The organism is Serratia sp. 506_PEND (assembly GCF_001076875.1).
Classification (GTDB): Bacteria; Pseudomonadota; Gammaproteobacteria; order Enterobacterales; family Enterobacteriaceae; genus Serratia; species Serratia marcescens.
In genome coordinates this window covers 1-11,116 of the sequence record NZ_JVEL01000128.1, presented here as the reverse complement: position 1 = coordinate 11,116, position 11,116 = coordinate 1, and the positions used below count along the sequence as shown (strand labels likewise).

General features: G+C 58.5%; 9 protein-coding genes. 7 read left to right on the top strand and 2 right to left on the bottom strand.

The features are described 5' to 3' along the window. From ADK28_RS03585 to murJ, 3 genes are all read left to right on the top strand, one after another. A partial coding sequence (locus ADK28_RS03585) for a YceH family protein (protein ID WP_065429406.1) occupies positions 1-615 on the top strand: 615 nt, incomplete at its 5' end. Continuing rightward, a complete protein-coding gene (locus ADK28_RS03580) occupies positions 608-1,528 on the top strand; it encodes a Gfo/Idh/MocA family protein (protein ID WP_048794905.1) in 921 nt (306 codons plus the stop codon). The genes ADK28_RS03585 and ADK28_RS03580, both read left to right, overlap by 8 nt. A gap of 106 nt (positions 1,529-1,634) precedes the next feature. Continuing rightward, positions 1,635-3,170, top strand: coding sequence for a murein biosynthesis integral membrane protein MurJ (gene murJ / locus ADK28_RS03575; RefSeq protein ID WP_028127483.1), 1,536 nt, complete (start codon positions 1,635-1,637; stop codon positions 3,168-3,170). Between the two features lie 62 nt (positions 3,171-3,232). Here murJ and argS read toward each other — a convergent pair whose 3' ends face one another. Further along, positions 3,233-4,963, bottom strand: a complete 1,731-nt coding sequence (gene argS, locus ADK28_RS03570; protein WP_016927425.1) for an arginine--tRNA ligase — start codon at positions 4,961-4,963, stop codon at positions 3,233-3,235. Between the two features lie 828 nt (positions 4,964-5,791). On the opposite strand from argS, the gene ADK28_RS03565 reads away from it, so the two are divergent. Then, positions 5,792-6,358 carry a VOC family protein gene (locus tag ADK28_RS03565; RefSeq protein WP_033640096.1) on the top strand — a complete coding sequence of 189 codons (567 nt, stop codon included), beginning with the start codon at positions 5,792-5,794 and terminating at the stop codon, positions 6,356-6,358. Here the strand turns inward: ADK28_RS03565 and ADK28_RS03560 are convergent. Then, positions 6,355-7,503 (bottom strand): MalY/PatB family protein, encoded by a 1,149-nt coding sequence (locus tag ADK28_RS03560; RefSeq protein ID WP_048794904.1) that lies wholly within the window; start codon positions 7,501-7,503, stop codon positions 6,355-6,357. The genes ADK28_RS03565 and ADK28_RS03560 overlap by 4 nt on opposite strands. Positions 7,504-7,604: 101 nt before the next feature. On the opposite strand from ADK28_RS03560, the gene cutC reads away from it, so the two are divergent. The 3 genes from cutC to ADK28_RS03545 all read left to right on the top strand — a co-directional run bounded on the left by cutC (position 7,605) and on the right by ADK28_RS03545 (position 11,039). Beyond that, positions 7,605-8,363: a copper homeostasis protein CutC gene (gene cutC / locus ADK28_RS03555; protein WP_004932400.1), complete on the top strand. Its 759-nt coding sequence runs from the start codon at positions 7,605-7,607 to the stop codon at positions 8,361-8,363. A gap of 430 nt (positions 8,364-8,793) precedes the next feature. Continuing rightward, positions 8,794-9,198 (top strand): hypothetical protein, encoded by a 405-nt coding sequence (locus ADK28_RS03550; protein WP_028127482.1) that lies wholly within the window; start codon positions 8,794-8,796, stop codon positions 9,196-9,198. Further along, the gene (locus ADK28_RS03545) at positions 9,195-11,039 is read left to right on the top strand and encodes an FKBP-type peptidyl-prolyl cis-trans isomerase N-terminal domain-containing protein (RefSeq protein ID WP_048794903.1); all 1,845 of its coding nucleotides are present in this window, start codon (positions 9,195-9,197) and stop codon (positions 11,037-11,039) included. Before ADK28_RS03550 ends, ADK28_RS03545 begins: the two co-directional genes overlap by 4 nt. Positions 11,040-11,116 lie beyond the last annotated feature (77 nt).

Sequence of the window (11,116 nt, the reverse complement as noted above, 5' to 3'; positions counted from 1 at the left end):
GTTATCGGCTGCCTGTTGGAAAAACAGGTCACGACCCCGGATCAATACCCGCTTTCGCTGAATGCCATTACGCTGGCATGTAACCAAAAAACCAACCGTGAACCGGTGATGGATCTGAGCGAAAGCGAAGTGCAGCAGCTCCTCGATCTGTTGCTGCGCAAACATTTCCTGCGCACCCTCAGCGGGTTCGGCAACCGGGTAGTGAAGTACGAACAGCGGTTTTGCAACTCCGAGTTCGGCCAACTGAAACTTTCGCCCGCCGAACTGGCGGTGATCGCCACTTTACTGCTGCGCGGCGCGCAAACGCCCGGCGAGCTGCGCACCCGTACCAATCGGATGCACGAGTTCAGCGATGTCAGCGAGGTCGAACAGGTGTTGCAACAGCTGGCCACGCGAGAAGATGGCCCGTTCGTGGTGCGCCTGGCGCGTGAGCCGGGCAAGCGCGAAAGCCGATTCATGCATCTGTTCAGCGGCCAGATTGATGAAGCGCCGCCCGCGGCGTTCGAATCCGAGGACGACGGCGAACTGAGCGCCAGGGTTAGCGCATTGGAAAGCGAAGTGGCGGAACTGAAACGGCAGTTGCAACACCTGTTGGTGAGGGATGCGAATGACTAAATTGCGTGTAGGCGTGGTGGGATTGGGCAGTATCGCGCAGAAGGCTTACCTGCCAATCCTCGGTCAGGCGGCGGATTGGACTCTGGTGGGCGGTTTTTCGCCCAATCAGCAAAAAGCGCAGCCGCTGTGCGACAGCTACCGCATGGCCTGTTTCTCCCGGCTGGACAGCCTGGCCGAACAGTGCGACGCGGTCTTTGTTCACAGCAGCACCGCCAGCCATTTTTCGGTCATTGACGAGCTGCTGAACCGCGGCGTGCACGTTTACGTCGATAAACCGCTGGCGGAGACGCTGGAGCAGGGCGAGCAGTTGCTTGAGTTGGCCGAGCGGCGGGGCAAAACGCTGATGGTGGGGTTCAACCGCCGTTTCGCACCGCTTTACCGGCAGCTCAAGCAGCAAATGAATCAGCCGGCCTCCATTCGCATGGATAAACATCGGGCGGACAGCGTCGGCCCGCACGATCTGCGTTTTACCCTATTGGATGATTACCTGCACGTGGTGGACACGGCGCTGTGGCTGGCGGGCGGAGGCGAGCAACTGCTGAGCGGCAGCGTGCGCGCCAACGCCGCAGGCGAAATGCTGTACGCCGAGCACCACTTCGCCTGCGGCGACACGCAGGTGACGACCAGCATGCATCGCCGCGGCGGCAGCCAGCGCGAAAGCGTGCAGGCGGTGACCGACGGCGCGCTGTATCAGTTGACCGATATGCGCCACTGGCTGCGTGAAGATGCGCAGGGCGAGTTGGAACAACCGGTGCCGGGCTGGCAAAGTACGCTGGTGCAACGCGGCTTCGACGGTGCGGTGCGGCATTTCCTTGATGCCGTCGCCAATCAGAGCGCGCCGGAAACCGGCGGCGAACAGGCGCTGTTTGCCCAGCGGGTGGTCGAGCGTTTGCTACGGGATAACTCTATGTAACATATGGCGGTAGCTATTCTTTTCCGGATGCGTAAACTGAGCCGATTGTTTCACTGACGCCTGCTGTTGCAGGCGTTGATATTTACGGTACCTATCAGACAACCACATGAACCTACTCAAATCCTTGGCTGCCGTCAGCTCGATGACGATGTTTTCGCGGGTGTTGGGCTTTGCCCGCGATGCGATCGTCGCGCGGGTGTTCGGGGCCGGCATGGCAACGGACGCCTTCTTCGTGGCGTTCAAACTCCCGAATCTGTTACGCCGTATCTTTGCCGAAGGCGCGTTTTCGCAGGCTTTCGTGCCGATCCTGGCCGAATACAAGAGCCAGCAGGGCGACGAGGCGACACGCACGTTTATCGCCTATGTCTCCGGGCTGCTGACGCTGGTGCTGGCGGTGGTGACGGTACTGGGGATGTTGGCCGCGCCCTGGGTTATCTATCTCACCGCGCCGGGCTTTACCGATACGCCCGACAAGTTTGCCCTGACGTCGGCGCTGCTGCGCATCACGTTCCCCTATATTCTGTTGATCTCGCTGGCGTCGCTGGTGGGGGCGATCCTCAATACCTGGAACCGCTTCTCGATCCCGGCCTTTGCGCCAACGCTGCTTAACGTCAGCATGATTGGCTTCGCGCTGTTCGCCGCGCCGTATTTCCACCCGCCGGTGCTGGCGCTGGCCTGGGCGGTGGTAGTGGGCGGCGTGCTGCAACTGGGCTACCAGCTGCCGCACCTGCGCAAGATCGGCATGCTGGTGCTGCCGCGCCTCAAATTGGGCGATGCCGGAGTCTGGCGGGTAATGCGTCAGATGGGGCCGGCGATCCTTGGGGTGTCGGTCAGCCAAATCTCGCTGATCATCAACACTATCTTCGCATCGTTCCTGGTATCCGGCTCGGTGTCCTGGATGTACTATGCCGACCGCCTGATGGAATTTCCTTCCGGCGTGTTGGGTGTGGCATTAGGCACCATCCTGCTGCCGTCGCTGGCCAAAAGTTTCTCAAGCGGCAACCACGACGAGTATTCGCGCCTGATGGATTGGGGGCTGCGCCTGTGTTTCCTGCTGGCGCTGCCGAGCGCCATCGCGCTGGGCATATTGGCCAAACCGTTGACCGTCTCGCTGTTCCAGTACGGCAAGTTCAGCGCCTTTGACGCGGCGATGACGCAGCGCGCGCTGGTGGCTTATTCGGTGGGGCTGATGGGGCTGATCGTGGTTAAAGTGCTGGCGCCGGGCTTCTATTCGCGGCAGGACATCAAAACGCCGGTCAAGATCGCTATCATCACGCTGATCATGACGCAGGTGATGAACCTGGCGTTTATTGGTCCGCTGAAGCATGCCGGCCTGGCGCTGTCGATCGGCTTGGCGGCTTGCCTGAACGCCTCGCTGCTGTATTGGCAGCTGCGCAAGCAGAAGATTTTCCAGCCACAGCCGGGTTGGGCGCTGTTCCTCACTAAGCTGGTGATCGCCGTGCTGGCGATGTCGGCGGTGCTGATTGGCGTGATGTGGCTGATGCCGGCTTGGGATCAGGGCAATATGCTGGAACGTTTGCTGCGTTTGGCTGCGGTGGTGGTGGCCGGTGTGGTGGCCTACTTTGGCGTGCTGGCCGGGTTGGGCTTCCGCCCGCGTGATTTTGCGCGCCGCGTCGCCTGAGCCGAATGCAAGAACAAAAAAAGGTCGCCTTGGCGACCTTTTTACTTTCCGCGCGGTGCGGCTTACATGCGTTCGACGGTTTCGATGCCCAGCGTATCCAGCCCGGTTTTCAGCGTTTTAGAGGTCAGCAGCGCCAGCTTCAGGCGGCTCTGACGGGTTTCTTCGCTGTCGGCGTTCAGGATCTGGCAGTGCTCGTAGAAGCTGGAGAACAAGCCGGCCAGATCATACAGGTAGCTGCACATGACGTGAGGCGTGCCTTCACGTGCAACGGTGGTGAGCACCTCTTCGAACTGCAGCAAACGGGTAGCCAGCGCAATTTCACGCTCTTCGGTCAGCGTCAGCGGCAGTGTCAGGCTGCTTTCGTCGATCCCGGCGCGCTTGAATACCGATGCCACACGGGTATAGGCGTATTGCATATAAGGCGCGGTATTGCCCTCGAAGGCCAGCATGTTGTCCCAGTCGAAGACATAGTCGGTGGTGCGGCTTTTCGACAGATCGGCGTATTTCACCGCGCCGATGCCGACCACGCGGGCCACGGTCTTCATTTCATCTTGCGGCATGTCCGGGTTTTTGCCGGCGATCAGCTGTTCGGCGCGTTCGATGGCTTCATCCAGCAGATCGGAGAGCTTCACCGTGCCGCCCGAGCGGGTTTTGAATGGCTTGCCGTCTTTGCCCAGCATCATGCCGAACATGTGGTGCTCCAGCGAGACGGACTCCGGCACGTAACCGGCCTTGCGCACGATGGTCCAGGCCTGCATCAGGTGCTGATGCTGGCGGGAGTCGATGTAATACAGAACGCGGTTGGCGCCCAGAGTTTCGTAGCGATACTTGGCGCAGGCGATATCGGTGGTGGTGTAGAGGTAGCCGCCATCCTTTTTCTGGATGATGACGCCCATCGGGTCGCCGTCCTTGTTCTGGTATTCATCGAGGAACACCACGGTGGCGCCTTCGCTTTCCACCGCCAGCCCTTTGGCTTTCAGATCGGCGACGATGCCCGGCAGCATCGCGTTATACAGGCTTTCGCCCATCACGTCGTCTTCGGTCAGCGTGACGTTCAGGCGGTTATAGGTCAGCTGGTTTTGCGCCATGGTGATGTCGACCAGCTTGCGCCACATTTTCAGGCAGTACTGATCGCCGCCCTGCAGCTTCACGACGTAAGCGCGCGCGCGCTCGGCGAACTCGGCGTCTTCGTCGTAGTGTTTCTTGGCTTCGCGATAGAACTGTTCCAAATCGGACAGGCCCATATCGCTGGCGTTTTCGTTCTGCATTTTTTCCAGGTAGGCAATCAACATGCCGAACTGAGTGCCCCAGTCGCCGACATGGTTGGCGCGGATCACTTTATGGCCCAAAAACTCCTGGGTACGCGCCGCGGCGTCGCCGATGATGGTGGAGCGCAGGTGGCCGACGTGCATCTCTTTCGCCACGTTCGGCGCGGAGTAGTCGATAACAATGGTTTGCGGTTCAACCGGCGCAATGCCCAATTTCGGTGCGTTCAGCACCTGATCGGCCTGGCGGGCGACCCAGTCGCTGTTCAGGAAAATGTTGATAAAGCCGGGACCGGCGATTTCCACTTTACCGGCGACGTCGCCGAGATCCAGCAGTTGCACCACTTTTTCCGCCAGCTGACGGGGCGGCATGCCCAGCTTTTTGGCGACTGACATCACGCCGTTGGCCTGGTAATCGCCAAACTGCGCCTTGGCGGAAGGGCGGACCTGCGCTTCGCAATCGGCTGGCGCGCCAGCGGCGATCAGCGCCTGGCTGACTTTATCTGAAAGAAGAACCTGAATATTCACCGGGTTACCTTAATGACGAACGAGGGGCTGAAGCCAGCCCCTGCGGGATTCAACGGTGGCGGGCGCGATGGGCGACCGCCACAAAACAGCCTGTAATTGTAACCGATCTGACGAAGCCCGTCAGCAGTTGGCGCGGCCGCTGCGATGAAACAGTTGTCGGGTGCGGCGCGTTGATTGCCGGAAGGTGAAAGCAGAATGACCTGAACAGAATGTACGAAGGGGAGAGTTGCGAAGCTAGCGTTTTTTATTGCGGCGACCAGCATCCAGCGTGTTGACGCTGCGTGATTTGAAATGACGGTAGATGGCGTATACGGCGATAATTATCAACACCAAGGATATCGTCAGCAATAACATAATGATCATCTCGAATTTAAATTTCCTCCAAAGTAGCGGAGTTGTCTTGGTGAATCAATTGTCTGGGGGTAAATTAAGATAATCCTTAGCTTCTCATCAATTAATGGGGTTTATTTTCTTTTTTTACAATAGGTTGTGCTTATGGTTTTATGTGGCTTCGATAAGTGAATCAGGTTTGATTAAACCAGACTATTCAATCGACTTGACCAATGGAGTGCAGAGGGTTTTGTGCAAAATAACTTAAATCATAACGTCATGAAGAGAAGGTATAATGGCTTGCGAAAAATCTTATTTTTTATTTTTCTGTTGATTTAATAAGCTGTCATCTTAATAAGAAACTGGTTTTTATTCTCCCCGTCCGCAACCAAAAATCATTCTGAACCGCCGCCGAAAAACGTCGCCACGGTGGCGAGCGCTGCCGCCACCGTGTAAATTACGGCGTTTAACTTTGCGCTCCGTTGTTTTGAGGTTTCTATGACCACTCCCTTGCAGGCCGTTGCCGAGCTTGACGATCTGACGCTCGATTTGCCGCGTTTCGAGCAGGCGCTGCATCAATTTGCCGCCAAATTGCGGCTTGATCTGGCCGCGTTTACCGCCGATCACATCTCCCTGCGCTGTCACCAGAATGCCACCGCTGAACGTTGGCGCCAGGGGCTGATGCAGTGCGGGACACTGCTATCCGAATCGATGATCAACGGGCGGCCTATCTGCCTGTTCGATTTGTCTCAGCCGCTGGCCGTAGGGCCGTGGCGGATAGACTGCATCGAACTGCCGTATCCAGGGGAGAAACGCTATCCGCACGAAGGCTGGGAACACGTCGAATTAGTGCTCAGTGGCGATCCTCAGACGCTGTACGCTCGGGCGTTGAGCCACCTTGCCGATGAAGCATTGTTGGCGCCAGGGATCAAGCTGAAGCAAAGCTCGCCAAAAGGTGAGGGCGAGCGGCTGCCGAACCCGACGCTGGCCATCACCGACGGAACGGTCACGATCAAGTTTCATCCGTATTCCATTCGAGACATCGTCGCCAGCGAACAAGGTTAGCCAGGCAGCGCCGCACAGGCTCGCGCCATGCGTTCGAGCGCTTCATCGAGCAGGGCCCATCGGCAACCAAAGTTAAGCCGCACAAAGCGCCGATCGCCGAAATCCAAACCGGCGCTTAATCCAACGCCCGCGCGCTCGAAGAACTGAGGCGGATTGTCCACCGGCAACGCGCCGCAGTCGATCCAGGCCAAATAGGTGGCTTCAATCGGCAACAACTTCAATCCCGGCATGGCGTTGATGCGTGCTGTCACCCGATCGCGATTGGCGCGCAGATAAATCAACTGCTCGTCCAGCCAGGGTTGCCCGTATTGATAGGCCGCCTGGGCGGCGACCAGCGCCAGCAGATTGACCTCCGGCACGATGCCGCTGCGCGCGCGTTTCAGCTTTTGTCGCAGCGCCTCATTAGGGACGATCGCCATCGAGGCGCCGAGCCCGGCGAGATTAAACGTCTTTGACGGTGACATCAGCGTCACGCTGCGTTGGGCCGCGTCTTCATTCAGGGTGGCGAAGGGGATATGGCGCGCGCCGGGCTCAAGCAGCAGTTCGCAGTGAATTTCATCCGAACAGACGATTAAATCGTGTTCGCGAGCGAACCGGTGGTGCTGCAACAGCTCCTCTCGGCGATACACGGTGCCACCGGGGTTCTGCGGGTTGCACAGCAACAGGAGTTTTTCGTTGCCGTTGAGCCGATCATGCATCGAGGAAAAATCCAGCCCCCAACGCTGGTTGACCGCTGTTAGCGATACCGAAAGGTGTTTACGCCCGGCGAATTTGGCCGCTTTGCGAAACGGCGGATAAATGAGCGAGGGAGCCAGCGTGCTCTGATGTTCTTCGGTGCAGGCTCGCACGCACAGGTTCAGGCCGCACACCAGGCCAGGCAGGAAAATGATCCATTCAGGCTTGATGTGCCAATCGTAGCGCTCTACCATGCGGCGGGTAAAAACCTCAATAAGATCAGGGGATGGGTGGGTGTAGCCGAATACGCCGTGTGCTACGCGGCGCTGCAAGGCTTCGATCACCGCCGGCGGTGAGGTGAAATCGCTGTCGGCGACCCAAAGTGGGATGATGTCGCTGCCGCGATATTTATCCCACTTAACGCTGTCACTGTGACTGCGGTCTACCCATTGATCAAAATTGAATGCCATAGTGATAACCCTGAGCCGGTTTATGCCTATGCATGAGCCTACGTGAGAAATGAAGAAATGAACAATTGCCGCCGTATGTTGGCCGTTATCTGGGGGTGACAATGATAAAACTGGAAGTTTGTTGCTTTAGCGTCGACTGTGCGCTGACGGCCGAACGGGCGGGCGCCGATCGCATCGAGTTGTGCGCCAGCCAGAGCGAAGGGGGATTGACGCCGAGCTATGGCACGCTGCGTCTGGCGCGTGAGCGGGTTTCGATCCCGGTGCATCCGATCGTTCGCCCGCGCGGTGGCGATTTCTGCTACGGCGCGGTGGATTTCGAAGTGATCAAACAAGATATCCGCCAAATTCGCGAGATGGGGTTCCCCGGCGTGGTGGTTGGTATGCTGGACGACGAAGGGCACATCGATCTGCCGCGCATGCGCGAAGTGATGAGGCTGTGCGAAGGCATGGCGGTGACGTTCCATCGCGCGTTCGATATGTGCCAGAATCCGATGGTGGCGCTGGAGCAACTGACCGAGCTGGGTGTGGCGCGCATTCTGACCTCCGGCCAGCAGCAGAGCGCCGAACTTGGCCTGCCGTTGCTGCGCGATTTGCGCCAGGCCAGCCAAGGCCCGGTGATCATGGCGGGTGCCGGCGTGCGCCTCAGCAATCTGCATAAGTTTGTCGATATCGGCCTGCATGAACTGCACAGCTCTTCCGGCCATCTGGTGCCGTCGACCATGCGTTATCGCAAGGCGGGCGTCACCATGTGCTCCGATAACGAGTTTGACGAATTTAGCCATTATTGCGTGGATGGCGAAATGGTGGAGGCGATGAAAAACGCGCTGGCCTTGGTTGATCCTCTGGCGCAAAGCGCATAAACACGCAGTTAGCCGCGTTTGACAACCGGTTTCCGGGCCGTAAGACCCCTTTGCGTGTCACTGAGCCCTCGGCGATCACGCAAGTACCAGGCCCCGGCGTTTTGCCGGGGCTTTTTTTATGTTTTGTTAAGACCATTAGCCCGTTTCAACGCGGTATCTCGGTCGACCAACCCCCCATCTCTTCTTGCGATTGTCATGCCCTGCTGATAAGTTTGTGAATTAAAATCCTTTAAATATCATCATATTAAATGATTTTTTGATATGCATTGATGCAGTGAATTATTGGCGCCATGCCTCTCAATGCTGCGTCTGCATTTTCATGTCCGAACACGGCTTGGCTGATGGCCGGAACATCACAGCATCAATGAGGAGAGCCGTCAGCTCGACTGCAGAGCGCGTTGGCGGCGGACTTAACAAGGAGATAATGATAATGACCCGAACGGCACACTGTTGGACCGCTGCGCTTTTACTGACGTTGGCCCTGACCGGCTGCCAGACCGCCAAGCGGCCCGTTTCTACATTGAGTAAGCCGCCCAGCGCAGAAGAAGTTGCGGAGCAGGATAAGCGGCAGCGTGAGGCCGAGCGCATGCAGCAGTGCCAACGCGAACTGGATGCCATGCGCGGCATGGATAACGAGAAATATCAGAAATTCAAACGCGAGTTCGATACCTTGATGAGCGGTGCGGCGCAGTATGCCGGCGTGCGCCAACGGATCAATACGGGCACGCAGGAAACCGTCGATGCACTGTATCGTTATCGCACCAGCCGTCTGTGCGCAGACATCAGTTCTGCCATGATGACCGGTCTGGCTGAGCGCGGAGAACGCGCCCAATGATCCCTCGTGCGAGAAAGGCACTGCTGAGCCTGATGATGTCGCTGGCGCTTGCGCCAACGCTGGTCGTGGCGGATGACGATGTGCCTGCATTATTGCAGTTTGCCGAGCGCTACCAGCAACAGGATGCACCGGCGGCTGACGCCGCGGTTACCCCGCCCCGGGAAATCCAAAAGCCGGCGTCCCGGCCGGTTCAACTTCGTGAAACGGCTGCGCAGAGAAAGCAGCTGACGCAGTTGCAAAAGGCGCTGCGTGAGAAAGAGACTCGACTGGAACAACAGCAAGCCGCTATTCAATCACTGCAGCAGGAGCTGACCGCGCTGCGCGTTGCGTCATCCCTGACGGTTGCCGATAAACCGGCACCGGCTCCCGATCTGAGCGCGTTGAGCGACTTCGCCAGCGGCGTGCGACAGGCGCTGAACCTGACGCCGCAGGAGCGCAAGGCTCAGGCGCAGATCGCCGAGGCGCAAGCCGCGTTGGCGCGGCAAAAGCAACAAACCGCGGAGCGAGATCGGCGCATTGCCTTGCTGGAACAACGGCTGGCGGCCTTGCCCAAACAGGCGGAAAACGTTCGGCAGCAGGTTTGGGAGGAGAAGCTGGCGGCGGCGCAAACCGCCAATGATAAAGCGCGTCAGCGTTATGAGCAGGACAAAAAAGCGGCCGCCGCTGAGCTGGAACGACAAAAGGTCGAGGCCGCCAAGTTGACGGATGAACTGCAGCGGCAGCTGGCGCAGCTGCAGAAAGAACAGGGCGTCCAACGACAGCAGGAGGGGCAACAAGAGAAAAGCCTGAAGACGGCGCTGGAACAACAAAAAGCCGAAGCCGCCAAGGCGGTGGGCGAGCTTCAACAGCGGCTGGCGCAGCTGCAGAAAGAGCGTGATGACCAACGTCGGCAGGCCGAGCAACAAGAGAAAAGCCTGCAGGCGTCGTTGGCAAAGCAGGCGATAGAAGCCGCCAAAGCGACGGAGGAACTGCAGCGGCAGTTGGCGCAACTGCAGGAAAAAAACAAAGCGCAAACCGAGCAGGCCAAAATGCTGGAACAACGTCTGGCGGCGGTGACGGCGGAAAGCGCGCAGGTAGCGCAGAAGAGGGATGAAGCGACGCAACGGGCGGATAAAACGGCAGCGGAGCTGGCTGCCGCCCATCAGGCTCAGCAAGCTTTGCAAGACGAACTGAGCGGGCTGAGATCGCGGGCCAAATGGTTGCCGGAAGTGAAAACGCTGAAGAAAAAACCGGAGCAACAGAGCTATGCTGCCGGCGTCGCCTTGGGGCGCGATATCCAAACGATGCTGGCTGAGCGTAAAAATTGGGGCATCACACCCGATAAAACCATGTTGCTGGCCGGCGTGATCGATACCTTCAACGGCCATTACCAGTTGAGCGATGCGCAGCTGACCCGCGCGCTGGCGGAGTCGGAAAAAGCGGTGAGTGACGCCAGAAACCAGGCGGCGAAGACGCAGACCAGCAAGGGTGAGGCGTTCGTTGCCGAGTTCAAAAAGAAGAAGGGCACGCAGAAATCGCCTTCCGGCTTCTGGTATCGCATCGATTATGCGGGTGATGAAACCATTGCGGAAAACGCGCGGGTAGACATCGTGGTGAAAGAGAGCTTAACCGACGGCAGCGTGATTCAGGATATGGATCGCAGTGGAAAGGTGATGTCTCAGCCGCTCTCCGCCTATCCGCCGTTGTTCCGCGAGGCGATCGGTCATCTGAAAAATCACGGTTCGCTGACGATGGTGGTGCCGCCGGCGTTGGCGTACGGTGAAACGGGCTATGCGCCGCAGATCCCGCCGAACGCGACGATGGTGTATGAGCTGCGGATTGTCGATGCCAGCAACGGGTAAGTAGGGGCCGGCGCAGGCCGGCCCGATTAGCGAGCGCTAGGGTTTTTTTGCAGTCAGCACGGCGCGCAGGGGCGCCG

Coding starts and splice junctions, on each gene's coding strand:
- ADK28_RS03580 (WP_048794905.1), top strand. CDS start 608: ATGACTAAATTGCGTGTAGGCGTGGTGGGATTGGGCAGTATCGCGCAG.
- ADK28_RS03560 (WP_048794904.1), bottom strand. CDS start 7,503: ATGGCATTCAATTTTGATCAATGGGTAGACCGCAGTCACAGTGACAGC.
- cutC (WP_004932400.1), top strand. CDS start 7,605: ATGATAAAACTGGAAGTTTGTTGCTTTAGCGTCGACTGTGCGCTGACG.
- ADK28_RS03565 (WP_033640096.1), top strand. CDS start 5,792: ATGACCACTCCCTTGCAGGCCGTTGCCGAGCTTGACGATCTGACGCTC.
- ADK28_RS03545 (WP_048794903.1), top strand. CDS start 9,195: ATGATCCCTCGTGCGAGAAAGGCACTGCTGAGCCTGATGATGTCGCTG.
- murJ (WP_028127483.1), top strand. CDS start 1,635: ATGAACCTACTCAAATCCTTGGCTGCCGTCAGCTCGATGACGATGTTT.
- ADK28_RS03550 (WP_028127482.1), top strand. CDS start 8,794: ATGACCCGAACGGCACACTGTTGGACCGCTGCGCTTTTACTGACGTTG.